This is a genomic window from Streptomyces gamaensis (genome assembly GCF_042656465.1).
Lineage (GTDB): Bacteria > Actinomycetota > Actinomycetes > Streptomycetales > Streptomycetaceae > Streptomyces > Streptomyces gamaensis.
In genome coordinates this window covers 85,898-112,333 of record NZ_JBHSPB010000019.1, presented here as the reverse complement: position 1 = coordinate 112,333, position 26,436 = coordinate 85,898, and the positions used below count along the sequence as shown (strand labels likewise).

General features: G+C 74.2%; 20 protein-coding genes. 17 read left to right on the top strand and 3 right to left on the bottom strand.

Annotated elements, in window-relative coordinates:
* The first annotated feature begins 14 nt into the window (after nt 1-14).
* The 4 genes from ACFP1Z_RS26340 (at nt 15) to ACFP1Z_RS26325 (ending at nt 6,821) form a co-directional block, all read left to right on the top strand.
* On the top strand, nt 15-1,955 hold the full coding sequence (locus tag ACFP1Z_RS26340) for an IucA/IucC family protein (protein ID WP_390320051.1): 1,941 nt from the start codon (nt 15-17) through the stop codon (nt 1,953-1,955).
* A 105-nt stretch (nt 1,956-2,060) separates the two neighbouring features.
* The gene (locus ACFP1Z_RS26335; RefSeq protein WP_390320049.1) at nt 2,061-2,795 is read left to right on the top strand and encodes a GNAT family N-acetyltransferase; all 735 of its coding nucleotides are present in this window, start codon (nt 2,061-2,063) and stop codon (nt 2,793-2,795) included.
* Nucleotides 2,796-2,983: 188 nt separating this feature from the next.
* The gene (locus tag ACFP1Z_RS26330; protein WP_390320047.1) at nt 2,984-4,696 is read left to right on the top strand and encodes an IucA/IucC family protein; all 1,713 of its coding nucleotides are present in this window, start codon (nt 2,984-2,986) and stop codon (nt 4,694-4,696) included.
* Nucleotides 4,697-4,814: 118 nt separating this feature from the next.
* On the top strand, nt 4,815-6,821 hold the full coding sequence (locus ACFP1Z_RS26325) for an ATP-dependent DNA helicase (RefSeq protein WP_390320046.1): 2,007 nt from the start codon (nt 4,815-4,817) through the stop codon (nt 6,819-6,821).
* Between the two features lie 114 nt (nt 6,822-6,935).
* On the opposite strand, the gene lexA is transcribed toward ACFP1Z_RS26325, so the two are convergent.
* Nucleotides 6,936-7,721 (bottom strand): transcriptional repressor LexA, encoded by a 786-nt coding sequence (gene lexA, locus ACFP1Z_RS26320; protein WP_390320045.1) that lies wholly within the window; start codon nt 7,719-7,721, stop codon nt 6,936-6,938.
* 592 nt (nt 7,722-8,313) lie between these two features.
* Between lexA and nrdR the strand changes: the two genes are divergently transcribed.
* The 9 genes from nrdR to ACFP1Z_RS26275 all read left to right on the top strand — a co-directional run bounded on the left by nrdR (nt 8,314) and on the right by ACFP1Z_RS26275 (nt 16,869).
* A complete protein-coding gene (gene nrdR, locus ACFP1Z_RS26315) occupies nt 8,314-8,841 on the top strand; it encodes a transcriptional regulator NrdR (RefSeq protein WP_390320043.1) in 528 nt (175 codons plus the stop codon).
* A 115-nt stretch (nt 8,842-8,956) separates the two neighbouring features.
* Nucleotides 8,957-11,827 carry a vitamin B12-dependent ribonucleotide reductase gene (locus tag ACFP1Z_RS26310; protein WP_390320041.1) on the top strand — a complete coding sequence of 957 codons (2,871 nt, stop codon included), beginning with the start codon at nt 8,957-8,959 and terminating at the stop codon, nt 11,825-11,827.
* Nucleotides 11,828-11,944: 117 nt separating this feature from the next.
* Nucleotides 11,945-12,784 (top strand): arylamine N-acetyltransferase family protein, encoded by an 840-nt coding sequence (locus ACFP1Z_RS26305; protein ID WP_390320040.1) that lies wholly within the window; start codon nt 11,945-11,947, stop codon nt 12,782-12,784.
* A 34-nt stretch (nt 12,785-12,818) separates the two neighbouring features.
* Nucleotides 12,819-13,424, top strand: a complete 606-nt coding sequence (locus tag ACFP1Z_RS26300; RefSeq protein ID WP_390320039.1) for a YdbC family protein — start codon at nt 12,819-12,821, stop codon at nt 13,422-13,424.
* Between the two features lie 123 nt (nt 13,425-13,547).
* A complete protein-coding gene (locus ACFP1Z_RS26295; protein WP_390320037.1) occupies nt 13,548-13,691 on the top strand; it encodes a hypothetical protein in 144 nt (47 codons plus the stop codon).
* Nucleotides 13,692-13,880: 189 nt separating this feature from the next.
* Complete coding sequence (locus ACFP1Z_RS26290; protein ID WP_390320036.1) at nt 13,881-14,540, top strand: histidine phosphatase family protein; 660 nt, start codon at nt 13,881-13,883, stop codon at nt 14,538-14,540.
* 14 nt (nt 14,541-14,554) lie between these two features.
* Nucleotides 14,555-15,445 carry an ADP-ribosylglycohydrolase family protein gene (locus tag ACFP1Z_RS26285; RefSeq protein WP_390320035.1) on the top strand — a complete coding sequence of 297 codons (891 nt, stop codon included), beginning with the start codon at nt 14,555-14,557 and terminating at the stop codon, nt 15,443-15,445.
* Nucleotides 15,446-15,511: 66 nt separating this feature from the next.
* A complete protein-coding gene (locus ACFP1Z_RS26280; RefSeq protein WP_390320034.1) occupies nt 15,512-16,213 on the top strand; it encodes a ribonuclease HII in 702 nt (233 codons plus the stop codon).
* 59 nt (nt 16,214-16,272) lie between these two features.
* Complete coding sequence (locus tag ACFP1Z_RS26275; RefSeq protein WP_390320033.1) at nt 16,273-16,869, top strand: hypothetical protein; 597 nt, start codon at nt 16,273-16,275, stop codon at nt 16,867-16,869.
* A gap of 60 nt (nt 16,870-16,929) precedes the next feature.
* On the opposite strand, the gene ACFP1Z_RS26270 is transcribed toward ACFP1Z_RS26275, so the two are convergent.
* The gene (locus ACFP1Z_RS26270) at nt 16,930-17,508 is read right to left on the bottom strand and encodes a hypothetical protein (protein ID WP_390320032.1); all 579 of its coding nucleotides are present in this window, start codon (nt 17,506-17,508) and stop codon (nt 16,930-16,932) included.
* A gap of 210 nt (nt 17,509-17,718) precedes the next feature.
* On the bottom strand, nt 17,719-19,881 hold the full coding sequence (locus ACFP1Z_RS26265; RefSeq protein WP_390320031.1) for a RecQ family ATP-dependent DNA helicase: 2,163 nt from the start codon (nt 19,879-19,881) through the stop codon (nt 17,719-17,721).
* Between the two features lie 146 nt (nt 19,882-20,027).
* Between ACFP1Z_RS26265 and ACFP1Z_RS26260 the strand changes: the two genes are divergently transcribed.
* From ACFP1Z_RS26260 to ACFP1Z_RS26245, 4 genes are all read left to right on the top strand, one after another.
* The gene (locus ACFP1Z_RS26260) at nt 20,028-21,389 is read left to right on the top strand and encodes a DUF4192 domain-containing protein (protein WP_390320030.1); all 1,362 of its coding nucleotides are present in this window, start codon (nt 20,028-20,030) and stop codon (nt 21,387-21,389) included.
* Between the two features lie 146 nt (nt 21,390-21,535).
* A complete protein-coding gene (locus ACFP1Z_RS26255) occupies nt 21,536-23,557 on the top strand; it encodes a glycogen debranching N-terminal domain-containing protein (protein ID WP_390320076.1) in 2,022 nt (673 codons plus the stop codon).
* An 88-nt stretch (nt 23,558-23,645) separates the two neighbouring features.
* The gene (locus ACFP1Z_RS26250) at nt 23,646-24,404 is read left to right on the top strand and encodes an NUDIX hydrolase (protein WP_390320029.1); all 759 of its coding nucleotides are present in this window, start codon (nt 23,646-23,648) and stop codon (nt 24,402-24,404) included.
* Between the two features lie 149 nt (nt 24,405-24,553).
* Nucleotides 24,554-26,326 carry an ABC transporter ATP-binding protein gene (locus ACFP1Z_RS26245; RefSeq protein WP_390320027.1) on the top strand — a complete coding sequence of 591 codons (1,773 nt, stop codon included), beginning with the start codon at nt 24,554-24,556 and terminating at the stop codon, nt 26,324-26,326.
* Nucleotides 26,327-26,436: the final 110 nt, after the last annotated feature.

Below are 26,436 nucleotides of genomic sequence, written 5' to 3'. Positions count from 1 at the left end.
GCGCCGCACACCGCATGAACACCGTCCCCGGTACCGGAGCGTCCACCGCCGAGCAGCAGCCCGCCCCGGGCAGCCGGCCGCAGCACGTGGTCTCCGCCGTGCCGCGCCAGGGCTGCCGCCGCGGCGAGACCCCCGACCCCGGCCTGCCCGGCGCGCCCGATCCCCTGGAGCACCCCGACCCCCGGGCCGCCGCCGACGCCGCCGCCGTGGAGAGCCTGCTGCGCTGCTGGATCCGCGAGACCGGCGTCCCCCGCCCCGACGACGGCACGCTGCGGCTCCGCCTCACCGCCTGCGGCACCGCGCTGCGCGTCCCCGTGCACTACTGGTCGCCCGCCGGCTGGCACCGCTTCGGCCCGCCCGCCCTGACCTGCGGACCCGCCGACGCCCCCGCCGTCGACGCCGCGACCCTCGCCGCGCTCCTGGGCCGCGAGGCCGCCCACCGTGCCGCCCGGGCCGGCCGCGCCACCGTGGCGGACACCGCCGAACTCGTCGGCCGTGTCGCGGAGTCGGCCCGCCGCACGGCCCTCTTCCTCGCGGAGCGCCGCGCCCGGCCCGCCGACCCGGATACCGGCGAACTCTTCCTCCACGCCGAGCAGTCCCTCGTCTTCGGCCACCCGCTGCACCCCACACCCAAGAGCCGCGAGGGCCTCTCCGACGCCGAAATGCATCTGTACTCCCCGGAGTTGCGCGGCTCCTTCCCGCTGCACTGGCTGGCCGTGCACCGCTCCGTCCTGGCCACCGACTCCGCCTGGACCGAGCGCGGCCGGCCCGTCGACGCCTGCTCCCTCGCCGCCCGCCTCGCGGGTCCCGACCTGCGGCTGCCCGCGGACACCGTCCCTCTGCCACTGCACCCCTGGCAGGCCCGGGACATCCGCACCCGCCCGGCGGTGGCCCGGCTGCTGGACGCCGGCCTGCTGCGCGACCTCGGTCCCCTCGGCGCCCCCTGGCACCCCACCTCCTCCGTGCGCACCGTGCTGCGCCCCGGCGCGCCCGCCATGCTCAAGCTCTCCCTCGGCCTGCGCATCACCAACTCCCGGCGCGAGAACCTGCGCAAGGAGCTGCGGCGCGGCGTCGAGGTCCACCGTCTGCTGCGCGGCGGCCTCGCCGAAAGCTGGCGCGTGGCCTGCCCCGGCGGCCTCGGCTTCGACATCGTCCGCGACCCGGCCTGGCTCGCGGTCGACGACCCCGAGGGCACCCCGGTGCCCGGCGTCGACGCCGTCATCCGGCACAACCCCTTCGGCCCCGGCGACGACGCCGTCTGCCTCGCCGGGCTCGCCGCACCGCGCCCCTGGCCCGACGGCCCCGGCCACCCCGCCGGATCCACCCTCCGCTCACGCCTCGCCGACCTCGTCGCCCGCCTCGCCCACCGCACCGGCCGGCCCGCCGGAGCCGTCTCCGCCGAGTGGTTCCTGCGCTACCTGGAAGCCGTCGTCCGGCCCGTCCTGTGGCTCGACGGCGAGGCCGGCATCGCCCTGGAGGCCCACCAGCAGAACACCCTCGTCCTGCTGGACCGCGACGGCTGGCCCGCCGGCGGGCGCTACCGCGACAACCAGGGCTACTACTTCCGCGAGTCCCACCGCGAGGCCCTCGACCAGCGGCTGCCCGGCGTCGGCGTGGACAGCGACACCTTCGTCTCCGACGCGACCGCCGACGAACGCTTCGCCTACTACCTCGGTATCAACAACATCCTCGGTCTCATCGGGGCGTTCGGCGCGCAGCGCCTCGCCGACGAACAGATCCTCCTCGCCGCCCTGCGCCGCTTCCTCAAGGACGTCGCGTCCGGGCCGGACGCGACCCGCTCGGCCCTGCCCGGCCTCCTCCTGGAGCGCCCCACCCTGCGCTGCAAGGCCAATCTCCTCACCAGACTGCACGGGCTCGACGAACTCGTCGGCCCCGTCGACACCCAGTCCGTCTACGTCACCATCCCCAACCCCCTGGCCACGCCCACCGGATGACGGGCGCACAGCCCCGCCCGTCCGGGCCGGGACCCTCGACCCCACGGGCCGGACAGGCCCGCGAGGCCCCCGGCCCGGACGGGCCACCGACAGGAGAGCGCCGCCGTGCCACCCACCGACCCCCGCGACCCCCTCACCAGCGACGACACCCTCGACCTGCAACTTCCCGACGGCTTCGCCGACTTCGCCGAACTCCTCGCCTGCGAGGACCCGGCCGCCGACGGCCCGCGCCCCGCTCCGCCGGCCCGGGCCCCCGGCCCCCGGCCGTCCGGCCTCCTCGACGCGCTCGCCGACTGGGGCCCCGCCGACACCCCCTTGGGCCCCTTCCGGCTCGTTCCCGTCCGTCTCGAACGCGACCTGCCGCTGATCGCCCGCTGGATGAACGACCCCGCCGTCGCCGCCTTCTGGGGCCTGGCCGGGCCCGACACCGTCACAGAAACGCATCTGCGCGCCCAACTCGACGGCGACGGCCGCAGCGTCCCCTGCCTCGGCGTGCTCAACGGCGCCCCGATGAGCTACTGGGAGATCTACCGTGCCGACCTCGACCCCCTCTCCCGCCACTACCCCTGCCGGCCGCACGACACCGGCGTCCACCTCCTCATCGGCCGGGTCGCCGACCGGGGCCGGGGCCTGGGCACCCGGCTGCTGCGTGCCGTCGCCGATCTCGTCCTCGACCACCGGCCCGCCTGCGCCCGCGTCGTCGCCGAGCCCGACCTGCGCAACACCGCCTCCGTCGCCGCCTTCCTCGGCGCGGGCTTCCGGCTCACCGCCGAAGTCGACCTGCCGGACAAACGCGCGGCCCTGATGATCCGCGACCGCGCGCTGCGCACCGCCCTCTGACGTCACGTCACCTCACTGGGAACGTCACCTCACCGGAGGTCCCCTTGCCCTCTGCGTCCTCGCCCTCTCCCTCGCCGGTGCCGCCCTCGGCTTCACCCCGCCCCTCCTGTCCCCCGCCCCGGCCCCCGGGGCCAGGCAGCCCGGATGCCTCCGCCTGGGACCACTCGGCACGCCTGCTCCTGGCCAAGATGCTCGGCGAGCTCAGCTACGAAGGCGTCCTCGCCCCCGAACCCGACGGCACCGGCGGGGAGTCCACCGGCCGGGGCGCCGCCGGCTACCGGCTGCGGTTAACGAAGGACGTGACCTACCGCTTCCGCGCCCGCCGCGGCGCGTACGGCCACTGGCGCGTCGACCCCCGCTCCATCACCCCCTCCACGGACCCCCTCCGCTTCCTCGCCCTCGCCCACGACACCGTGCTCGGCCTCTCCGGCGACACCACCGGCCACCTCGCCCGCGAACTCCTGGCCACCCTCTCCGCCGACACCCGCCTGCACACGACCGCGCTGACCGTCGCCGAACTCGCCGAGCTCGACTACGCGGCCCTGGAGGGCCACCAGACCGGCCACCCCTGGCTCATCGCCAACAAGGGCCGCCTCGGCTTCTCCGCCGCCGACGCCGCCCGCTGGGCACCCGAGGCCCGGACTCCCCGGCGCCTGCCCTGGCTCGCCGCGCACCGCGGCCTCGCCCGCTACCGCGGCGTCCCCGCGCTCGCCACCCCCGAACTCCTCTACGCGGACGAACTCGCCCCCGGCACCCGCGCCGCCTTCGCCCGCACCGTCGCCGACCACGGCCGCGCCCCCCGCGACTACCTCTGGCTCCCCGTCCACCCCTGGCAGTGGGACGAGACCATCGCCCCCCTCTTCGCCGCCCACCTCGCCGACGGGACCATCATCCCCCTGCCCACTGACAACGACCTGAGACTGCCCCAGCAGTCGGTACGCACCTTCCTCAACACCAGCCGCCCCCGGGCCCGTACGGTCAAACTCCCGCTCTCCATCCTCAACACCCTCGTCTGGCGCGGCCTGCCCACCGAACGCACCCTCGCCGCGCCCGCCGTCACCTCCTGGATCCAGTCCCTCCACGACGCCGACGACTTCCTCCGCGAGGAGACGGGCGTGATCCTGCTCGGGGAGACCGCCTCCGTCACCGTCGAGCACCCTCTCTACGACCGGGTCCCCGGCGTGCCCTACCAGTACAAGGAACTCCTCGGCTGCATCTGGCGCGAACCCCTCGACCCGGCCCTCCGCCCCGGTGAACGCGCCCGCACCCTCGCCGCCCTGCTGCACACTGACGCGCACGGGCACTCCTTCACCGCCGAACTCGTCCGCCGCTCCGGCCTGCCCCCACGACAGTGGCTGCGGCACCTCTTCGCCGCGCTGCTGCCGCCGCTGCTGCACTTCCTCTACCGCTACGGCACCGTCTTCTCCCCGCACGGCGAGAACGCCGTCGTCGTCTACGACTCCCGCGAGATCCCCGCCCGCCTCGCGGTCAAGGACTTCGTCGACGACGTCAACATCAGCGCCGAGCCGCTGCCGGAGCACGCCTCGCTGCCCGACGAGGTACGCGCCGTCCTGCTCACCGAACCGCCCGCGTTCCTCACCCAGTTCATCCACTCCGGGCTCTTCGTCGGAGTCTTCCGCTATCTCGCACCGCTGTGCGAGGACCAACTGGGCGTGGCCGGGCCCGAGTTCTGGGCGCTCGTGCGCACGGAGATCCTGCGGTACCAGGAGCGGTTCCCGCAACTGAAGGCACGCTTCGAGATGTTCGACCTGCTCACGCCCCGGATCGACCGTCTGTGCCTGAACCGCAACCGGCTCCACCTCGACGGCTACCGCGACCGCCCCGAGCGCCCCCACGCCGCTGTCCACGGCACCGTGCCCAATCCGCTCCGCGCCCCGTGACACGTATCCCGTGACGCGTGCCACGGGACGCGAGCGGGGGAGGGCGGTGGCCCGCGGACCGCGGGTTTTCCGGGATCGCGGGAGCGCTGTCAGTGCCGCCCCTTAGGCTGGACGCGCTATGACTGCCTCCTCTCCGCCCTCCCTCACCGACCTGCTGCACGCGGCGGTCGCCGCCGTCGGCGGCACCGAGCGTCCCGGCCAGGTCGCCATGGCCGAAGCCGTCGCCGAGGCCATCGACGGCGACTCCCACCTGCTCGTGCAGGCGGGCACCGGCACCGGCAAGTCGCTCGGCTATCTCGTGCCCGCTCTCGCGCACGGCGAGCGCGTGGTCGTGGCCACCGCGACCCTCGCGCTGCAGCGGCAGCTCGTCGAGCGCGACCTGCCCCGCACGGTCGAGGCGCTGCGCCCGCTGCTGCGCCGCCGCCCGGAGTTCGCCATGCTCAAGGGCCGCTCCAACTACCTGTGCCTGCACCGGCTGCACGAGGGAGTGCCGCAGGACGAGGAGGAGGGGCTCTTCGACCCCTTCGAGGCGGCGGCGCCCACCAGCAGGCTCGGCCAGGACCTGCTGCGGCTGCGCGACTGGTCCGACGAGACGGAGACCGGTGACCGTGACGACCTGACCCCCGGTGTCTCCGACCGCGCCTGGTCCCAGGTCTCCGTCTCCTCCCGCGAGTGCCTGGGCGCGAGCAAGTGCGCCTACGGGGCCGAGTGCTTCGCCGAGGCGGCCCGGGAGCGCGCCAAGCTCGCCGAGGTCGTCGTCACCAACCACGCCCTCCTCGCCATCGACGCGATCGAGGGCGCCCCGGTGCTGCCGAGCCACGAGGTGCTGATCGTCGACGAGGCCCACGAGCTGGTCTCCCGGGTCACCGGCGTGGCCACCGGCGAGCTCACCCCCGGCCAGGTCAACCGCGCGGTGCGGCGCGCGGCCAAGCTCGTCGACGAGAAGGCGGCCGACGCCCTGCAGAGCGCCGCCGAGGGCTTCGAGCGGCTGATGGAGCTCGCCCTGCCCGGCCGGCTCACCGAGCTGCCCGAGGACCTGCGGTACGTGCTGATGGCCCTGCGCGACGCGGCCCGCACGGTGATCACCGCCCTCGGCAACACCCGCGACGCCTCGGTGCAGGACGAGGACGCCGTCCGCAAGCAGGCCCGCGCCTCCGTGGAGAACGTCCACGCCGTCGCCGAGCGCATCGTGGAGGGCTCCGAGTACGACGTCGTGTGGTACGAGCGCCACGATGCCCGCGGCGGAGCCGCGTACCGGCACAGCGGGGCGTCGCTGCGGGTCGCCCCGCTGTCGGTCTCCGGCCTGCTGCGCGAGAAGCTGTTCACCGAGCGCAGCGTGGTGCTCACCTCGGCGACGCTCAAGCTCGGCGGGGACTTCAACGGGGTCGGCGCCTCCCTCGGGCTCGCCCCCGAGGGCACCGGCGGCGAGGAGCTGCCGCAGTGGAAGGGCGTCGACGTCGGCTCGCCCTTCGACTACCGCAAGCAGGGCATCCTCTATGTGGCCCGGCATCTCGCCCAGCCCGGGCGGGAGGGCGGCCGGGCGGACATGCTCGACGAGCTGTCCGAGCTCATCGCGGCCGCGGGCGGCCGGACGCTGGGGCTGTTCTCCTCGATGCGCGCCGCCCAGGCGGCCGCCGAGGAGCTGCGCGGGCGGCTGGAGACGCCGATCCTGCTGCAGGGCGAGGAGACTCTCGGCGAGCTCATCCGCCGCTTCGCCGACGACCCCCGCACCTGCCTGTTCGGGACGCTGTCCCTGTGGCAGGGCGTCGACGTGCCCGGTCCGAGCTGCCAGCTCGTCGTCATGGACCGGGTGCCCTTCCCGCGCCCCGACGACCCGCTGATGAGCGCCCGGCAGAAGGCCGTCGAGGAGGGCGGGGGCAATGGCTTCATGGCCGTCGCCGCGACCCACGCGGCCCTGCTGATGGCCCAGGGCGCGGGCCGCCTCGTGCGGGCCGCGGGGGACCGCGGCGTCGTCGCCGTCCTCGACCCGAGGCTGGCTACCGCCCGCTACGGGAGCTTCCTGCGGGCCTCCATGCCCGACTTCTGGTACACGACCGACCGCAATCAGGTGCGCCGGTCGCTGGCCGCCATCGACGCGGCCGCCCAGGAGGCCGAAGGGCGTTAGGCCCTGTTCGAAATCCCGCCTGCCGGATCCCGCCTGCCGACGGAGCGGCGACCGTCGGCGCAGGGCCCCGGGACCGGCGCAGTGGTTCCCGGGGCCCCGTCCTGCGGAGCGCCCTCAGACCCGGCGCAGCACCGCCACGACCTTGCCGAGGATGGTGGCCTCGTCGCCGGGGATCGGCTGGTAGGCGGAGTTGTGCGGCAGCAGCCACACGTGCCCGTCCTCGCGCTTGAAGCGCTTGACCGTCGCCTCTCCGTCGAGCATCGCGGCCACGATATCGCCGTTCTCCGCGACCGGCTGGCGGCGCACCGTCACCCAGTCGCCGTCGCAGATCGCGGCCTCGACCATGGAGTCCCCGACCACGCGCAGCACGAACAGCTCGCCGTCACCGACCAGTTGGCGCGGGAGCGGGAAGACGTCCTCGACCGACTCCTCGGCCAGGATCGGGCCGCCGGCCGCGATCCGGCCGACCAGCGGCACGTACGAGGCGGCGGGCTTGCCGGTGGTGTCGGTGGGCTGGGAGGTGGGCTGGTCCGAGCCGCGCACCTCGTACGCCCGGGGCCGGTGCGGGTCCCGGCGCAGGAACCCCTTGCGCTCCAGCGCCATGAGCTGATGGGCCACCGAGGACGTGCTCGACAGCCCCACGGCCTGGCCGATCTCCCGCATGGACGGTGGGTATCCGCGGCGCTGCACGGAGTCGCGGATCACTTCGATCACGCGGCGCTGCCGGTCGGTGAGCCCGGAGCTGTCCGCCCGGATTCCCGGAGGTCGCCCGGGCAGCGCGCGAGCGGGCTTGGGCCCCTCGGCGTTCGTGGCTGCGTCATTCATGGGGTGTGTCTGGTCGAGTCGGTTCTGGGAGCGGTCCTGGGCGGTGATGGTGGCGCTGTCTGCGGTGGTAGTCACGTCGGCCCCTCTCGAAATGTTCTCCCCAGCTGGACAACGGTAGTTGCTTTCGAAAGGTTGCGCCAAACACACGTTCGAGTGAAATATCGGGGAACGGCTGACGCGATCAGGGTTGAGGGTGTACGGCTGAAGATCAATTCGGTCTATTACGGTACGCTTCGTGCGAAGCGCGGCGAAGCCCGAAAAGGCTTCCCGGTCGGGGCAAGTGGTAGTGCGAACCGGCCTCTCCGGCTGTCGCCGACGGACTTCTTCCGGCCGGCCGGGGTGCGGTCCCGCGCGGCGCTCCCGCAGCGGGGCGCCGGGGCCCAGTGTGCCACCGGCTGACCCCTGGGACGGCGGCCGGGGCGGCTCACGTAGGCTCGTGCCCCGTCCCGGGCAACGCGACACGCGTCCGGCGCGCTTGGCCGACCGGTACCAGATCTAGTGGTTTGATGGCGACGGCCTCCCACAGGTTGTGGTCGTCGGCCCCTGGCGGTCAATCCGGGGCCCGGTCATCGCCTATGCTTGGGGCTGCTTCGCGGGGCCCTGTGAGGGCCTGGCCGAGGCCGAAGATCGTGCACAGTCCGAATGAGGGTGAGGAGGGTGGAGAGCCATGCACTGCCCCTTCTGCAGGCACCCCGACAGCCGCGTGGTCGACAGTCGGACCACTGACGACGGCTGCTCGATCCGACGGCGTCGCCAGTGCCCCGACTGCTCCCGCCGGTTCACGACCGTCGAGACCGCTTCACTGATGGTGATCAAGCGCAGCGGGGTCACCGAGCCCTTCAGCCGCACCAAGGTCATCTCCGGTGTGCGCAAGGCGTGCCAGGGGCGCCCGGTCTCCGAGGACGCCCTGGCCCAGCTCGGCCAGCGGGTCGAGGAGGCCGTGCGCGCGACCGGCAGCGCCGAACTCTCCACGCACGACGTGGGCCTGGCCATACTCGGCCCGCTCCGGGAGCTGGATCTCGTCGCGTATCTGCGGTTCGCGTCCGTGTACCAGGCGTTCGACTCGCTGGAGGACTTCGAGGCCGCCGTCGCGGAGCTGCGTGAGGAGGTCCACCGCGCCGAGGGCGGACACGCGTCCGCCGGGAGTCGCGCCGAGGACTCCGGGGCCCCCGCGCCCGCCACGGCCGCCGAGTAGCGGCCGTACATCACAGACCTGCCCGGTGCGCGGGGTGCGCGCCGGGTGAACGACAGACATCGCGTCACGGAAGATTTAGGCGCATCAGGGCGTTTTGCCCGTAGAGGGAGGCGGCATGACAGAGACGACGAGCGGCCCGGCACGAGGTTCCCGCTCCAAGGGGAACAAGGGCGGCAAGGGGCTGCGTATCGAGCGCATCCACACGACTCCCGGCGTGCACCCGTACGACGAGGTGACCTGGGAGCGTCGTGACGTCGTCATGACCAACTGGCGCGACGGCTCGATCAACTTCGAGCAGCGCGGCGTCGAGTTCCCCGACTTCTGGTCGGTGAACGCGGTCAACATTGTCACGAGCAAGTACTTCCGCGGCGCCGTCGGTTCGCCCGAGCGCGAGTCCGGCCTCAAGCAGCTCATCGACCGCGTCGTGGGCACCTACCGCGCCGCCGGCGAGAAGCACGGCTACTTCGCCTCCCCGGCCGACGCCGAGATCTTCGAGCACGAGCTGGCCTACGCCCTGCTGCACCAGGTCTTCAGCTTCAACTCGCCGGTGTGGTTCAACGTCGGCACCAAGCAGCCGCAGCAGGTCTCCGCCTGCTTCATCCTCTCCGTCGACGACTCCATGGAGTCGATCCTCGACTGGTACAAGGAAGAGGGGATGATCTTCAAGGGCGGCTCCGGCGCCGGCCTGAACCTCTCCCGCATCCGCTCCTCCAAGGAGCTGCTGTCCTCCGGCGGCAACGCCTCCGGTCCCGTCTCCTTCATGCGCGGCGCCGACGCGTCCGCAGGAACGATCAAGTCGGGCGGTGCCACGCGCCGCGCGGCCAAGATGGTCGTGCTCGACGTCGACCACCCGGACGTCGAGGCCTTCATCGACACCAAGGTGAAGGAGGAGGAGAAGGTCCGCGCGCTGCGCGACGCCGGCTTCGACATGGACCTGGGCGGCGACGACATCACCTCCGTCCAGTACCAGAACGCCAACAACTCCGTCCGCGTCAACGACGAGTTCATGAAGGCCGTCGAGACCGGTTCGAAGTTCGGCCTGCGTGCCCGCCTGACCGGCGAGGTCATCGAGGAGGTCGACGCCAAGGGCCTCTTCCGCAAGATGGCCGAGGCCGCCTGGGCCTGCGCCGACCCCGGCATCCAGTACGACGACACCATCAACCACTGGCACACCTCGCCGGAGACGGGCCGCATCACCGCGTCCAACCCGTGCAGCGAGTACATGCACCTGGACAACTCCTCGTGCAACCTGGCCTCGCTGAACCTCATGAAGTTCCTCCGCGACGACGACGCCGGCCACCAGTCGTTCGACGCCGAGCGCTTCGCCAAGGTCGTGGAACTGGTCATCACGGCGATGGACATCTCCATCTGCTTCGCCGACTTCCCGACCGAGAAGATCGGCGAGACCACCCGCGCCTTCCGCCAGCTGGGCATCGGCTACGCCAACCTCGGCGCCCTGCTGATGGCCACCGGTCACGCCTACGACAGCGAGGGTGGCCGCGCGCTCGCCGGCGCCATCACCTCCCTGATGACCGGTACCTCCTACCGCCGCTCCGCCGAACTGGCCGCCGTCGTCGGCCCGTACGAGGGCTACGCCCGCAACGCGGACGCCCACCAGCGCGTCATGAAGCAGCACTCCGACGCGAACGCGGCCGCCCGGCGCATGGACGACCTGGACACCCCGGTGTGGGCCGCGGCGACCGAGGCCTGGCAGGACGTGCTGCGCCTCGGCGAGAAGAACGGCTTCCGCAACGCGCAGGCCTCGGTGCTCGCCCCCACCGGCACCATCGGCCTGATGATGGACTGCGACACCACCGGTATCGAGCCGGACCTGGCCCTGGTCAAGTTCAAGAAGCTCGTCGGCGGCGGCTCGATGCAGATCGTCAACAACACGGTGCCCAAGGCGCTCAAGCGTCTGGGCTACCAGCCGGAGCAGATCGAGGCGGTCGTCGCCCACATCGCCGAGCACGGCAACGTCATCGACGCCCCGGGCCTGAAGGCCGAGCACTACGAGGTCTTCGACTGCGCCATGGGCGAGCGCGCCATCTCCGCCATGGGCCACGTGCGCATGATGGCCGCCACCCAGCCGTTCCTCTCCGGCGCGATCTCCAAGACCGTCAACCTGCCGGAGACGGCCACGGTCGAGGAGGTCGAGGAGGTCTACTTCGAGGGCTGGAAGCTCGGCCTGAAGGCTCTCGCGATCTACCGCGACAACTGCAAGGTCGGCCAGCCGCTGTCGGCGAAGAAGAAGGACGAGGCGAAGCAGGACGCCGCCGAGGCGCCCGCCGCGGAGAAGGTCGTCGAGTACCGCCCGGTCCGCAAGCGCCTGCCCAAGGGCCGCCCGGGCATCACCACCTCCTTCACGGTGGGCGGTGCCGAGGGGTACATGACCGCCAACTCCTACCCGGACGACGGCCTAGGTGAGGTCTTCCTCAAGATGTCCAAGCAGGGTTCGACCCTCGCGGGCATGATGGACGCCTTCTCCATCGCCGTCTCCGTCGGTCTGCAGTACGGCGTCCCCCTGGAGACGTACGTCTCGAAGTTCACCAACATGCGCTTCGAGCCGGCCGGCATGACGGACGACCCGGACGTGCGGATGGCACAGTCGATCGTCGACTACATCTTCCGCCGCCTCGCACTGGACTTCCTGCCGTTCGAGACCCGCTCGGCGCTCGGCATCCACTCCGCCGAGGAGCGTCAGCGGCACCTGGACACCGGCTCCTACGAGCCGATCGACGAGGAGGTCGACGTCGAGGGCCTGGCCCAGTCCGCCCCGCGCCGGATCGAGCCCCCGAAGACCGAGGCCCCGGCCGCGCGTACCACCGCTCCGGCCCCCAAGCAGGCCCACAACTCCACGGAGCTCGTGGAGATGCAGCTCGGCCTGAACGCCGACGCGCCGCTGTGCTTCTCCTGCGGCACGAAGATGCGCCGCGCGGGCAGCTGCTACCTGTGCGAGGGCTGCGGCTCGACGAGCGGCTGCAGCTGATATCCGGCGATCCGCACCGCGTGAGCGGTCGTAGCCGCTGAGCACCGAGAGGGCGCCGACCACAGGTCGGCGCCCTCTTCGTCCGGTCGGTCCGGCAGAAGGGGAGGGAACTTCGCGATGAGCACGAGCACGTGGGGCGGCAACGAGGTGGACCTGGGCGCCTATCTGGCGCGCATCGGGGTGGCCGGGCGGGGCGGCGGGGTCCGGGCGGACCTGGCCACGCTCACGGCACTGCACCAACGGCACATGGCCGCGTTCCCGTTCGAGAACCTGGAGATCCTCCTGGGCCGTCCGGTGCTGCTGGGGATCAAGGCGCTCCAGGACAAGATGGTGGCGCGGCGCCGCGGCGGCTACTGCTACGAACAGAACCTGCTGTTCGCCGCGGTGCTGGAGCGCGTCGGTTTCCGGGTGACGGGACTGGGGGCCCGGATCCGTATGGGCGGTGACACCCTGCGCCCGGCCACGCACATGGCGCTGAAGGTCGCGGCCGACGACGGGGTGTGGCTGTGCGATGTCGGGTTCGGCGGCGAGGGACTGCTGGAGCCGCTGCCCCTGGAGGACGGGGCACGGGCACGGCAGGGGGAGTGGACGTTCGGGCTGGCGCGCGAGGGGCAGGACGTGCACGTGCTGCGCTCCCTGCATCCGGACGGCTGGTTCGACCTGTACGCCTTCGGCCCGGAGGAGCGTTTTCCGGTCGACTACACCGTGCTGAACCATTACGTCTCCACCCACCCGCACTCGCCGTTCGTCTCCCGCGCGGTGGTCCAGCAGACCGGGCCCGAACTGCGGCGGAGCCTGCTCGGCCCGGTCCTGTCGGCCGCCCGTCCGGACGGTTCGGTCACTCAACGCGAGGTGCCTGTCGGGGAGTTGGCCGGGCTGCTGGCGCGGGAGTTCCGTATCGAGCTCACCGGGGCGGAGGCCGCGACCCTCGCCAGGGTGTACTCGTCCGGTACGTGATTCCGCGTCCCTTCGTGGCCTCTACGATGGCGCGGTGCTGGTCAAGTGGATTCGCTGCACCGTGGTGGACCGTCGCGGCTTCGAGCGGGGACAGCGGAAGTGGGCGGGGCTGCTGGGCGAGCCGGGGTTCCGGGGACAGGGCGGGGGCTGGAGCCGGTCGCGCCCGGACGTGGCGCACCTGTTCGGCTTCTGGGAGAGCCGGATGCTCTACGACTCCTTCATGGCACGTTCGCACGACCGGCTGGCGACGGCACAGGCAGGCACGTTCAAGGACGTCCAGGTGCGCCTCTTCGAGCACCGGTGTGACGTAAAAGTGGGGTTCCGGCCGCAGTTCTCGGACGCCGACGTGGTCCGGGTCGCCCACTGCCGGGTGCGCGAGGAGCGGGTGGAGCACTTCACGCTCATGCAGGAGAAGGTGTGGAACCCGGCCATGGCGGGATCGCCCGGGATGCTCCGCGGACTGTTCGGCGAGGCACCCGGCCGGGAGTTCCTGGTGCTGTCGATGTGGAACTCCGGGGCGGAGCACGGCAAGTACCGCACGGAGCGCGTGGAGAGACTCGCGCTGCGGGCGCAGACGGAGGCCGATGTCGCCGCGGTCGGGGGCGACATCGTCGCCCTCGAACCGTCCTGGACGGTGTGACCGGAAGTCGCCCGTCGTCGGTGCGGCGGCGTCGGACGCGGATGACGCAGGCCCCGGCGTGTGCCGCCGCGAGCGCCGTGTCGGCGGCCTGGTCCGCGGTGGCCGCGTCGACCGGCTCGCGCGGTGAGGATCTCGCAGCGCGCGAACCGCTCGGTGCAGCTCGACAGGGTCCGCCCGGGGAGCCGGCTCGACGTCGACGGCCTGCGGCTGCGCGCCGGGGAGCGCCTGCTGGTCCACGGCCCCAACGGCGCCGGGGACGGGCCTTGACCGTACCTGACGCCGGGACCGTCACCCGCAACGGCCGCACGGGGTATCCGGGGCAGGAGATCCCCGTGCACCGGCCCGCCGAGCGGCTGCGGGCCACCGGGCTCTGCCGCGAACGGGACGTGTACGGGCCGGCCCGTTTACCCTGGGGTGACGCGCGCGGCCGCCCGACGCCCGATCTAGGGTGGCGTCATGCCACGGCCCCGACGCATCGTCCTCCTCCGGCACGGAGAGTCGGTGGGCAATGTCGACGACACCGTCTACGAGCGGGAGCCCGACCACGCGCTGAGCCTCACCGAGACGGGCCGCAAACAGGCCCGGGAGGCCGGGGCGCAGCTGCGCGGGCTCTTCGGCGACGAGAGGGTGTCCGCCTACGTCTCCCCCTACCGCCGCACCCACCAGACCTTCCAGGCCCTGGGACTCGATCCCGGCCGGGTCCGGGTCCGCGAGGAGCCCCGGCTGCGCGAGCAGGACTGGGGGAACTGGCAGGACCCCGCCGACGTCCGCCGCCAGAAGGCCTACCGGGACGCCTACGGTCACTTCTTCTACCGCTTCGCCCAGGGCGAGTCCGGGGCCGACGTCTACGACCGCGTCGGGGCGTTCCTGGAGAGCCTGTGGCGCAGCTTCGAGCAGCCCGACCACCCCCCGAACGTCCTGCTCGTCACGCACGGTCTGACCATGAGGCTGTTCTGCATGCGCTGGCTGCACTGGACCGTCGCCGAGTTCGAGTGCCTGTCCAACCCGAGCAACGGGGAGACCCGCGCGCTGCTGCTCGGCGCCGACGGCAAGTACCACCTCGACCGGCCCTTCGAGCGCTGGTGCACCCCGGAACCCTACGGGTTCACCGGTTAGTAGAGTTCGCTGCGATGACCGCTGACCGATTCCACCGCGCCCTCCGGAGCCTGCGCGGGCTGTCCGTGGGCGACGCCCTCGGTTCCCAGTTCTTCGTCCCCGCCCACTACCCGGCACTGCGGCGCCGGGAACTGCCGCCGGGCCCCTGGCAGTGGACCGACGACACCGAGATGGCCTGCTCCGTCGTGGCCGTGCTCGCCGAGCACGGACGCATCGACCAGGACGCGCTCGCGCGCTCCTTCGCCGAGCACCACGACTTCGACCGCGGATACGGCCCTGCCGTGGGCCGCGTGCTGCGTCTGATCAGGGAAGGCGGCGACTGGCGGGAGCTGGCCGCGGCCCTCTTCAACGGCCAGGGCTCCTGGGGCAACGGCGCCGCCATGCGCATCGCCCCGCTCGGCGCCTGGTACGCCGACGACCCCGAACAGGCCACGCACCAGGCCGAGATCTCCGCCTACCCCACCCACCAGCACCGTGAGGCGGTCGCCGGGGCCATGGCCGTGGCCGCGGCGGCGGCCGTCGCCGCGGGCCCCGCGGCCGTCACGCCGGAAGCGCTCCTGGACGCGGTGATCGCCCTCGTGCCGCGCAGCGCCGTGCAGGCCGGACTCCGCCGCGCCCGCGACATGCTCGACTACGGCGACGCGACGACGGTGGCCGCCGTACTGGGCTGCGGCCGCCGCACCAGCGCCCATGACACGGTGCCGTTCGCGCTGTGGGCCGCCGCCCGCGGTCTCGGCTCGTACGAGACCGTTTTCTGGACGACCGCGCAGGCGGGCGGTGACGTGGACACCACCTGCGCGATCGCCGGAGGGGTGGTCGCCGCGGCGGAACGGGGCGCTCCGCCCGCGGGCTGGCTGCGGCACACCGAGACGCTGCCGGGCTGGCTTCCGGCCGCTGCGGCCTGACCTGACGAAAAGGTGAGGGGGCGGGGCTACTCGCGTCACCCGCAGGGGCGTACGCTTGCTGGCGCCATGCCGTACGAACCGCCTACCCACAGCGTCGAGCGCTCCTTGCGTGCCACGACCGGAGCCAAGGTCGTCGCCGGGGTCGACGAGGTCGGCCGCGGGGCCTGGGCCGGTCCGGTCACCGTGTGCGCGGCCGTCACCGGACTGCGCCGCCCGCCGGCGGGGCTCACCGACTCCAAGCTGCTGACCCCCAGGCGCCGGCTCGCGCTGCTGGAGGAGCTGGAGGAGTGGGTCACGGCCCACGCCCTCGGCCACGCCTCCCCGCAGGAGATCGACGACCTGGGCATGACGGCGGCGTTGCGGCTGGCCGCGACCCGCGCTCTGGAAGGGCTGCCCGTACGGCCGGACGCCGTCATCCTCGACGGCAAGCACGACTACCTCGGCGCACCGTGGCGGGTCCGTACGGTCATCAAGGGCGATCAGTCCTGCGTGGCCGTCGCCGCCGCCTCCGTGATCGCCAAGGTGCGGCGCGACGCCCTGATGGCCGAACTGGGCGCCGACCACGCCGACTTCGGCTTCGCCGACAACGCCGGCTATCCCTCACCGGTGCACCGCGCGGCACTGGAGGCGCTGGGGCCCACCCCGCACCACCGACTGTCCTGGTCCTACCTCGACGCGCTGCCCCGGTGGCAGCACCTCAAGCGGACCCGCAGCGCCCCCGAAGCGGTGGCGCTGGAGTCCGCGGGCCAGCTCGGATTCGATTTCTGATCGGTCCGAACGGCCACCCGCCGACATGAACCGCACCGGCGTTTGATAAACATCAACTCATGCCTCTCATCCCCGAGGAGCCTCAGATTCACGAGAGTGTCCCGGGTCCCCGCGCAGTCGCGGCCGCCGGCCGCACCGCGCCGACCCCTCGTCCCGTTCCTGGCCCCGGCCCCCGACCGGCCCCGCAGCGGCCCGGCAACCCCGGTGCCCGTCCGGCCCCGGCCCCGCCCGGGCGCGGCCCGCTCGCCGGCGCCGACCCCGCCCCTCCGCAGATCCAGCTCATCCCGGCGCCCGCGCCCGCCGCGCTGGACGCCGCGGACGAGGCCGTGGACCTGCTGCTCGACAGCGGCCGCGCGCCCGGTGAGGTCCTGGTGCTCACCACCGGCGACCCCCACCCGTGGGAGGCGCACGAGCGGTCCTTCGGCGAGGAGGCGTACTGGGCGCAGCACGACGCCCGCGACGACGTCTTCTACGCCTCCGCCTCCGCCGCCGCGGAGCGGGTCGGCTCGCGCCCCGTCGTGGTCGTCGCCGTCAACGGCGGTACGGACGGCGCGGTGACCGCCGCACTGCCCGTGGCGCTGGCCCGCACCGGAGCCCTGCTGGTCGTCTGCGGTGACCCGCAGCGGGTCAACGGCCTTCTCCCGGCGGGCGTCTGACGCCTCGCCCGGTGGGCGTGCGCGGGCGCCGGCTCCGGCTGCGGGGCGTGGTCCCGCGCGTCAGCGGGCCGCGGTGCGGCGGTGCGCCTGGGGCGCCCCGCCGCCGGAGGTCAGCGGCGTGCTGCGGCGCACGGCGGTCGCGCACGGTCTTCGGCCGCTGCGCCCCTCGCCGAGGATCTGCCAGCCCCCGGCGGTCAGCGTGATGTACGCGCCGCAGCGCAGCCCGTGCAGCGTGCAGGCGTCACGCAGTCCCCACATCCACGCACCGTCCTCCTCGGTCCAGTGCGGCTCCCCTGCACGGCAGTGGAGCAGTACGGCCGTACGGACCGGGGTGCGGCGGCGCAGGTCGTGCGGGATCACCCGGCGCAGCCGGTCCAGGAGCGCGTTGCGGAACTCCCAGCCGTCGGCCGGTACGGGCGGCGGGAACGAGGCGCTGGCCGCGATCCGTTGGTCGGGGTCGAGCACGGCCACGACCGCCGTGGCGGGCGCCGGCAGATGCCGGGTGTGCAGGCCGGTGATCACCTCGCGCGGGTTGTTCAGCAGCGGGATGCCCGCCGCGGCCCACTCGGCGGGTTCCAGCAGCCGGCCCAGCCGGGGGCAGGGGTCGGCGGACGGAGGTGGAGCGAAGCCCAAGGCCATGATTCTCCCTTCGTCTGCACACCCATGAGCCGGGCGGGCATCAGGTGGACGCGTGTGCACCACGACGCCGGTCCCGGCGAACCGTGGACAGGCGGGAGCGGGGAGCCACTCCAATTCTCGTGGCCCTACTGGCCTGCGGCAACGATCAATTGGCGCCACTGGCGGACAACAGACGCCCGTCACCGGGCCGTCGGCGCCGCCACCCGGCGATCACCCCTGGACAGCCAGCACCAGTGGCAGCACCTCGCCGGCCCCGGCCCGCCGGAGCAGCCGGGCGGCCACGGCCAGCGTCCAGCCCGAATCGGTCAGGTCGTCCACGAGCAGCACCGGCCCGCCCGCCTCCGCCAGGGCGGCGGCGAGCGGTGCCGGGACGGTCAACGCCCCTTCCAGCGCCCGCAGTCGCTGTGCGCTGTTGCTGCGCGGCACGTGGCCGCCGTCCTCCGTCTCCCGGTAGGCGAGGGCGCCGAGCACGGGCATGCGGCCGATCCGGGCGATGCGTTCGCCGAGCGAGCCGATCAACTGCGGGCGCGTGCGGGAGGGCAGCGTGACCACCCCCACCGGACGGGCGGCGTCCGGCGCCCCGCCGGCCCAACCGCCCGGCCCCCGGGCCCAGTCGGCCAGCACTGTCACCACCGCGTCGACCACGTCGTCCGGAACCGGTGCGTCCGGGGCCTGCGGGGCGAGCAGGGGCCGCAGCCGGTTTCCCCAGCCGATGTCGGAGAGCCGGCCGAGCGCCCGGCCGGCCGCCGCCTGTTCCCCGGCGGGAATACGGCCCTTGAGGTCCACGCCGACGGCGGACATCCCCGTCGGCCACATCCGGCGCGGCTCGATCTCCACGCCCGGGCGCCCGAGTTCGCCCCGTGACGCCTCCAGCGCCGCGGCGGACACCTCGCTCGGAAAACGCGGCCCCGCGCAGTTGTCGCAGCGCCCGCAGGGCGTCGCCTGCTCGTCGTCCAGCTGGCGGCGCAGGAACTCCATCCGGCAGCCCGCCGTGGTGGCGTACTCGCGCATCGCCTGCTGCTCGGCCTCACGCTGCCGCGCGACCCACGCGTAGCGCTCGGCGTCGTACGTCCAGGGCTGCCCGGTGGCCGTCCAGCCGCCGCGCACCCGGCGCACCGCGCCGTCCACGTCGAGGACCTTGAGCATGGTCTCCAGGCGTGAGCGCCGCAGCTCCACCCGGGGTTCGAGAGCGGGCAGGGACAGCGGCCGGTCGGCGGCCGCCAGCACCTCCAGGGTGCGGCGCACGTGCTCCTCGCCGGGGAAGGCGAGGGAGGCGAAGTACTGCCAGATCGCCTCGTCCTCACGGCCCGGCAGCAGCAGCACCTCGGCGTGGGCCACACCACGGCCCGCGCGCCCCACCTGCTGGTAGTAGGCGATGGGGGAGGAGGGCGAGCCCAGGTGCACCACGAACCCCAGGTCGGGCTTGTCGAAGCCCATGCCCAGGGCGGACGTGGCGACCAGGGCCTTGACGCGGTTCGCGAGCAGGTCGTCCTCGGCCTGCTGCCGTTCGGCGTTCTCGGTCTTGCCGGTGTAGCAGGCGACCTCGTGCCCGCTGCGGCGCAGGAACGCGGTGACCTCCTCGGCGGCGGCGACCGTGAGGGTGTAGACGATCCCGGACCCGGGCAGCTCGCCGAGGTGGTCGGCGAGCCAGGCCAGCCGGTGCGCGGCGTCGGGCAGCCGCAGGACGCCCAGGCTCAGGCTCTCCCGGTCCAGCGGACCGCGCAGGACGAGCGCCTGCCCGTCGCCCTCGCCGGTGCCCAGCTGCTCGGCCACGTCGGCCGTGACCCGGGCATTGGCGGTCGCGGTCGTCGCGAGCACCGGGACGCCCGGGGACAGTTCGGCCAGCATCGTGCGCAGCCTGCGGTAGTCGGGCCGGAAGTCGTGGCCCCAGTCGGAGATGCAGTGGGCCTCGTCGACGACCAGCAGCCCCGTGGCCGCCGCGAGCTTCGGCAGCACATTGTCCCGGAAGTCGGGATTGTTCAGCCGCTCCGGGCTCACGAGCAGCACATCGACCTCGCCCGCGGCCACCTCGGCCTGGACGGTGTCCCACTCCTCGGTGTTGGCGGAGTTGATCGTGCGCGCGCGGATACCGGCGCGCGCGGCGGCCTCCACCTGATTGCGCATCAGCGCCAGCAGCGGGGAGACGATCACCGTCGGCCCGCTGCCCCGGCCGCGCAGCAGCGCGGTCGCCACGAAGTACACGGCGGACTTGCCCCACCCCGTGCGCTGCACGACCAGGGCCCGGCGGTGGTGGGCGACGAGGGCCTCGATCGCACGCCACTGGTCATCGCGCAGCCGCGCCGCGCCCGTGGTGTCGCCGACGAGGCGGGCCAGGACGGCATCGGCCGAGGCACGGAGGTCTTCGTTGGTCATGCCCCCATGCAACACGAGGCCACCGACATCGCGCCAACGAGCCCGCAATCCTGTGGACAAGCCTTGTCCACAGGGTTAGTACGACAATATCCGCGAGTTATCCACAGGGCTGGTGGGCTCGGGCAGTTCCACGGGAGCCTCGGGGCATGACCAAGCCCGACGAACCAGCCCGCCCGTCCGTCCCCTCCACCGCCGCCGAGGAGGCCGAGCAGCAGGTCACCCTGCGCAGCCCGGCCGAGCTGGCCGACGCCCTGCCCTACCTGCTGGGCTTCCATCCCGACGACAGCATCGTCATGGTCGCGCTCCACGGCGGGCGCGGCCGCTTCGGAGGCCGGCTCAGGCTCGGCATCCCCCCGGCCCGCCAGGACTGGCCCGCCATCTGCGAACAGCTCGCCGAGACCCTCCTGACCGGCAGCGACAGGCGCGGCGCCCGGCCCGACGGCGTCGTGGTCTACCTGTGCCAGGACCCGGCCCCGGGACAGCCCGCCCGCGAGGTGATGAGGCGGCTGCGGCCCCTCGCCCAGCGGCTGCGGCAGGAGTGCGGCCGACTCGGGATGCCCGTGTTCGAGGCGCTGTGCATCTCCGACGGCCGGTTCTGGTCCTACTGCTGCCCCGACACCCGCTGCTGCCCGCCGGACGGCACCCCTGTCGGGCTCCCCGGCACCTCCGTCATGGCGGCAGCCGCCGCCTACGCGGGCATCGAGGTCCGCGGCACCCTGCGCCAGATGCAGGCGCGTTTCGAGCCCGTCACCGGCGCGAGGGCCGACGAGCAACGCCGGGCGCTCGACGCCGCCGCGGCCGAACTCGTGCCGCGCATCCTGTGCGACGGCGACAGCGAGGCCGTGCGCCGGCGGACCCTCGACCTCGCCCGGGCCGTGGTCGACCGTCTCCACGGGACCCCGCCGCTCGCCGACCGCTCCGCCTCCGACGCCCGCGACGACGGCCTGCTGACCGCCACGGAGGCCGCCGGGATCCTCCTCGGCCTGCAGGACCGCGTCACCCGGGACCGGGCCGCCGAGTGGATGGAAGGCGAGCGGGCACAGGCCGTGCTGCGCACATGGCGAGCCCTCGCGCGCCGCTGCGTGCCGCCCTTCGGGGAGTACGCGGCCGCTCCCGTCACGCTGGCCGGCTGGGTCGCCTGGTCGACCGGCGACCACCCCGAGGCACGCGTCGCCCTGGGCCACGCCCTGACCGTCGACCCCGGCTATCTCTTCGCCCAACTGCTCCACCGGGCCTGCAACCAGGGCCTCGACCCGGAGCCGCTGCGCAGCTGCCTGCGCGAGGAGCAGGCCGGGCGTGCCCTGCACGAGGCGGCACACGCCGAGGCGGAGCGCGCGGCGACGGCCGACCGGGCCCGCAAGCCGGATCGTCCCCGGCCCGGGGGCCGGCCCGGCACACGCCCGCGCAGCGCCCGGCCCGGCGGCCCCGCCTCCCCGTCCGGGGCACTGCGCACGCGGGACGGCGGCGACCGGCGCGCCGCCCGCAGCCGACAGGACCGCAGGCCGTGAGCGGCCGGCCGGACCCCGGCGGACCGGGCCCCGGGCCCGCGCGGCGTGACTTCGGCCGCCCCGTCGCCGTTCACCTCAGTACTCGCGAACGCAGCCCCGCCGTCCCCGTCCGTGACCCCCGCAGGGAGCCCAGACAAGTGCAAGGCATGGTCCCGCCCGATCCGTCCGCCCGTCCCACCGCCCGACCCGGCCGGGTGCCCGGCCCGCAGCCGGTGCCGGTGCACGCGGCGCTGGTGTGCGTCGCGCTGCCCGGCCTGGCCGTCTCCGGCGAGCACGGGCAGCTGACCGGGCACGGCCTCGACGGGTTCTACCTCGGCGGGCGCCGCCTCCTGGCCCGCTGCGTGGTGCGGGTGGGCGGGGCGGAGCCCGTGCCCGTGCAGGGCCGTCTGCTCGACGCCGGGCGGGCCCGCTTCGTGGGCACCGTGCGCACGGCGGCAGACGTCGGCCCCGACCCGGCCGTCTCCGTGGAACGGCTGCGCTCGGCGCAGGGCGTCGAACGGATCGGTCTGCGCAGCACGGCGGCCCGGGCCCTGCGCCTGGCCGTCGAGGTGTCCCTGGGCACCGACCTCGCCGAGCTCGGGGCGGTCGCCGCGGGCCACAGCGGTGCCGAGATCCCCGCCGCCGTGCACGCCGGCGGCCTGCGCTGGTCCGCTCCGGCGCTGCAGGCCGTGGTCACGGCGGACCCCCCGCCGGACGACACCCTGGCCTCCGCGGGCCTGCTGTGCTGGGACCTGGAGCTGCCCCCCGGGGGAACGCGCGCCATCGAGCTGCGGATCCAGTCGGCGGCCCCCGGCCGGGGGAACGCGCCCGAGCCCCAGGCCCCCCGCGCCCGGAGCGGACCGCAGCCATGGCGCGACGCCCAGGCCGAGGGGGACGACCCACGAGCAGGCGCTCTCTTCGCGGCCGCGCTGGACGACCTGCGCGCGCTGCTGCTGCGCGATCCCGCCCAGCCCGCGGACGGCCATCTCGCCGCCGGCGTCCCCTGGCGCTGCGGCCTCGCCCCGGCCGAAGCGCTCTGGGCGGCCCGCATGACCCTGCCCCTGGGGGTCCGGCTGGCGGCGGGGACCCTGCGCACCCTGGCCCACACCCAGACCACCGGCCCCGGGCCCGACGCCGGGCGCATCCCCGGCGCGCTGCGGCACGCGGGGGAGCATCTGCCGCCCGGCTGCACGGGCATCGAGGCCACCTTGCTGTTCCCCGTCGTCCTCGCGGAGGCCCGGCGGTGGGGACTGCCCGAGCGGGAGACCGAACAGCTGCTGCCGGCCGCCGAGCGCTGCCTCGGCTGGCTGCGCGCGACCACGGGCGACGACGGCTATCTCGCCGATCCGGTGCCCGGCGGCCCGTACCGCTGCGAGACGCAGGCCCACGCGCACCGGGCCGCGCTGCTCGGCGCCGACCTCCTGGAGGCCCACGGCCGCCCCGGGGCGGAGGACTGGCGGGCCTGGGCGGCCGCCCTGCGCGGCCGGTTCCGCGACGATTTCTGGATCGACGACCTGGGCGGCGGCCGCCCTGCGGCGGCCCGCACCGCGGACGGACAGCGCATACCCCACCTGGGCTGCGCCGCCGCGCACCTGCTCGACAACGGCCTGCTGGGCGCGGGCCGCCACGCCCCGGGCCTGCTGGACAAGGTGCAGACCGAACAGCTCGCCCGGCTCCTCGGCGGCCCCGCCCTGGACTCCGGGTGGGGGCTGCGCAGCCTCGGCGCGAAGGAGCCCGGGCACAACCCGTTCGGCCACCGTAGCGGCGCGGTGCGCGTCCACGAGAGCGCCGTGGCCGTCGCCGGGCTGGCCGCCGCGGGCTACGAGAAGGAGGCCGGAGCGCTGCTGCGGGGCGTCGTCGACGCGGCGGAGAGCTTCGGCCACCGCCTGCCGGAGATGTACGCGGGGGAGCAGCGCACCGTCGGCAGCGCCCCCATGCCGCACCCGGCGGCCTGCCGGCCTGCGGCCGTGGCGGCCGCCGGTGCCGTCCAGCTGCTGACCGCCCTCGCCGGAGTGCGCCCCGACTCCCCGGCCGGCTGCGTGGCGGTGCGGCCACTGGCCACCGCGCCGCTGGGCGCCCTGCGCTTCACCGGGCTGCGGGTCGCGGAGCAGCCGTTCGCCGTGCGGGTGAGCCGGCTGGGGCTCGGCATGGTCGAGGAAGCGGCCGAGGGCCTGCAGCTGGGGGTGTGAGACCGTGCGCGCGAGCCTTCCCGACGGGCCGGTGGCGGACCCCGCCCAAGACCCTGTTTATCGTCAGGCAGACGACTATGATCGCGTCATGCCCTACGACCCGTCGGCCTTTCCGCCCTTCGCTGTCACCGTCGACCTGGTCGTGCTCACCGTGCGCCGCCACGCGCTGTGCGCGCTGGCCGTCCGCCGCGGGGATCCGCCCTTCCAGGGGCGCTGGGCGCTGCCGGGCGGCTTCGTACGGGGCGACGAGGACCTGGCGACAGCCGCGGCCCGCGAGCTGGCGGAGAAGACCGGACTGCACGCCTACGACCCGGCCGGGCCGCCCCGGCCCGACGACGCCCATCTCGAACAGCTCGCCACCTACGGCGATCCGAAGCGCGACCCGCGCATGCGCGTGGTCAGCGTCGCGCACCTGGCTCTCGCGCCCGACCTGCCCGCCCCGCGCCCCGGCGGGGACGCGCACAGCGTGCGCTGGGCGCCCGTCGACGAGCTGCTGGAGCAGGAGACCGGTCACGTCCGCGAGGAAGAGCACGCTCCGCTGGCCTTCGACCACGCGCGCATCCTCGCGGACGGCGTCGAGCGGGCCCGCTCCAAGATCGAGTACTCGTCGCTCGCGACGGCCTTCTGCCCGCGCGAGTTCACCGTCGGCGAGCTGCGCCGCGTGTACGAGGCGGTCTGGGGCGTCGCCCTGGACCCGCGCAATTTCCACCGCAAGGTGACCGGCACCCCCGGTTTCCTGGTGCCCACGGGAGGGACGACGACGCGGCAGGGCGGCCGCCCCGCCCAGCTCTTCCGGGCGGGCGGGGCGACGCTGCTCAACCCGCCGATGCTGCGGCCGGAAGCCTAGGGGAGCCCAGGGGGCGTCACTGCTCCCGGGCGTGCGGCGCCGTGGGTGACACGGCGCGAGGGAAGCACCCCTTACGTAGCAAATAGGACATAACGGGTTATGGTGCTGCGGCATGCCGTCGAGCCGTCTCACGCCCCGCGAGAGAAGCCATGATCCAGGCCATCGGACTGACCAGCGTCCCCAGCCGCGACGGGCTGCCCGCCGTCGACGACCTCACCTTCGAGGCGCACCCCGGACGCGTCACCGTCCTGCTCGGCGCCCCGGGCTCCGGCAAGACGAGCGCCCTGAGGATCATCCTGCGGCTCGACCCCGGCCGGGGCATCGCCCTCTTCCGCGGCCGCAGCCTGGACCGGATCCCCCATCCCGCCCGTGAGATCGGCGTCCTGCTCGGCGACGTCCCCGGTCACCCCGCCCGCAGCGCCCGGAGCCACCTGCACATGCTCGCCGCCGCCGGCGGCCTGCCCGTCGGCCGGGTCGACGACGTCCTGGAGGTCGTCGGACTCACCGGACTCGCGGACCAGCGCATCGGCGACTGCTCCCGTGGCATGGACCGTCGCCTCGGCCTCGCCGCCGCGCTGCTCGGTGACCCCCACACCCTCGTTCTCGACGAGCCCGCCCAGGAGCTCTCGCCCCGCGAGACCGCCTGGCTCCACGGGATGCTGCGCGGCTACGCGGCGCAGGGCGGCGCCGTTCTCGTCACCTCCAGCGACCCGAAGGAAGCCGCCCGCATCGCCGACCAGGTCGTCACCATCGACAAGGGCCGGCTCGTCGCCGACCAGGCCGTCGCCGACTTCGCCCGCGGCCGCCTGCGGCCCCGGGTCGTCGTCCACTCACCGCTCGCCGACCGCCTCGCCCACGTCCTCGCCGCCGAGGCCGAGCTCCCCGGCCCGGCCTCGGGCGGCCCCCGGCCGGAGATCGTCCCCGAAGGGGGCGGGCGGCTCTCCGTCTACGGCAGCAGCTGCGCCGCCGTCGGTGAGACCGCGCACCGGCACGGCATCCTCGTCCACCGCCTCGCCGAGGAGACCGCCGACGCGGGGCCCGTACGGCCCCTGCGCCGCGCCGACGGCCGGGCCCCCGGATCCGGCGACACCCACGCGCCCCACCCGCTCGCACCGGGCGTTCCCCGCGGGATCCAGCCGTGCCTGCCCGCGCCGGGTCCGGTCTGGTCGCTGCGCTACGAACTGCACCGCGCCACCGGCGTGGGAACCGGCTGGACCGTGGCCGCCGCGTCCCTCGCCGTCTCGCTCCTCGCCTCGGTGCTCCTCGTGTGCACCGGCGGTACACCGGCATCGCGCCAGCTCACGGGCTGGCCGACCTTCCTGCCCCTGCCCCCGGCCGCCTTCGGCGCCGGCGTCATCGGGGCGCTCGCCTTCGGCCAGGAGTTCCGCTACCCGGCGCTGGCCCCGGACCAGGGAGCCGTCCCGCGCCGGCTCAGCCTGCTCGGCGCCAAACTCCTGTCGACGGCCGTCGCGGCCGTACTGCTGGCGCTGGTGTCCCTGGTCCTCGACATCGCGGGCCTGCACCTGCTCTACGGGAACGACGCCACCGCCGCCCCCGGCGACTGGGCCGCGCTGCTCGTCGGCTGGACCGGGCTCGCGCTGGGCTGCGCGTGGGCCGGACTGCTGGCCGCCGGACTCTTCCGCTCCACCGCGCTGGGGCTGCTCGCCGTCCTGGTGGTGCCGACGCTGGTGGTGCCCTTCCTCGACAGCGTGCTGGTCCAGCCGGCGGCGGCCCGCTCGTCGGCCGGGCTGCCGCAGCGGTTGCACTCGACCGCGGTGGTGCGGTGGCCCGCCGCCGCGGACGGCGGTGCCGCCGAGGCGCTGCGGCTCGTGGACCGGCCCGGCGGCCTGGCTCTGGCGCTCTCGCTCCTGGCGCTGCTCGGCGCCTACGTCATGACCGTGCTGCGTGGCAGGCCGCGCTGACGCGCCGGACCGCGTACGGCTCGTGGAGCCGTGGGCGAAGGCGGGGATGACGCTCCGCAGTCGCACCACCCCGGAGGGTGCCCGCTTCTGTCCGATTGGTCGTCAATTGT

Excerpts from the sequence above, each read along its gene's own strand:
- ACFP1Z_RS26340 (WP_390320051.1), top strand. The coding sequence starts at position 15 with ATGAACACCGTCCCCGGTACCGGAGCGTCCACCGCCGAGCAGCAGCCC.
- ACFP1Z_RS26270 (WP_390320032.1), bottom strand. The coding sequence starts at position 17,508 with ATGGCCTTGGGCTTCGCTCCACCTCCGTCCGCCGACCCCTGCCCCCGG.
- ACFP1Z_RS26275 (WP_390320033.1), top strand. The coding sequence starts at position 16,273 with ATGCCTCTCATCCCCGAGGAGCCTCAGATTCACGAGAGTGTCCCGGGT.
- ACFP1Z_RS26290 (WP_390320036.1), top strand. The coding sequence starts at position 13,881 with ATGCCACGGCCCCGACGCATCGTCCTCCTCCGGCACGGAGAGTCGGTG.
- ACFP1Z_RS26305 (WP_390320040.1), top strand. The coding sequence starts at position 11,945 with ATGAGCACGAGCACGTGGGGCGGCAACGAGGTGGACCTGGGCGCCTAT.
- ACFP1Z_RS26325 (WP_390320046.1), top strand. The coding sequence starts at position 4,815 with ATGACTGCCTCCTCTCCGCCCTCCCTCACCGACCTGCTGCACGCGGCG.
- ACFP1Z_RS26260 (WP_390320030.1), top strand. The coding sequence starts at position 20,028 with ATGACCAAGCCCGACGAACCAGCCCGCCCGTCCGTCCCCTCCACCGCC.
- nrdR (WP_390320043.1), top strand. The coding sequence starts at position 8,314 with ATGCACTGCCCCTTCTGCAGGCACCCCGACAGCCGCGTGGTCGACAGT.
- ACFP1Z_RS26245 (WP_390320027.1), top strand. The coding sequence starts at position 24,554 with ATGATCCAGGCCATCGGACTGACCAGCGTCCCCAGCCGCGACGGGCTG.
- ACFP1Z_RS26250 (WP_390320029.1), top strand. The coding sequence starts at position 23,646 with ATGCCCTACGACCCGTCGGCCTTTCCGCCCTTCGCTGTCACCGTCGAC.
- ACFP1Z_RS26285 (WP_390320035.1), top strand. The coding sequence starts at position 14,555 with ATGACCGCTGACCGATTCCACCGCGCCCTCCGGAGCCTGCGCGGGCTG.
- ACFP1Z_RS26255 (WP_390320076.1), top strand. The coding sequence starts at position 21,536 with ATGGTCCCGCCCGATCCGTCCGCCCGTCCCACCGCCCGACCCGGCCGG.
- ACFP1Z_RS26280 (WP_390320034.1), top strand. The coding sequence starts at position 15,512 with ATGCCGTACGAACCGCCTACCCACAGCGTCGAGCGCTCCTTGCGTGCC.
- ACFP1Z_RS26310 (WP_390320041.1), top strand. The coding sequence starts at position 8,957 with ATGACAGAGACGACGAGCGGCCCGGCACGAGGTTCCCGCTCCAAGGGG.
- ACFP1Z_RS26330 (WP_390320047.1), top strand. The coding sequence starts at position 2,984 with ATGCTCGGCGAGCTCAGCTACGAAGGCGTCCTCGCCCCCGAACCCGAC.
- ACFP1Z_RS26265 (WP_390320031.1), bottom strand. The coding sequence starts at position 19,881 with ATGACCAACGAAGACCTCCGTGCCTCGGCCGATGCCGTCCTGGCCCGC.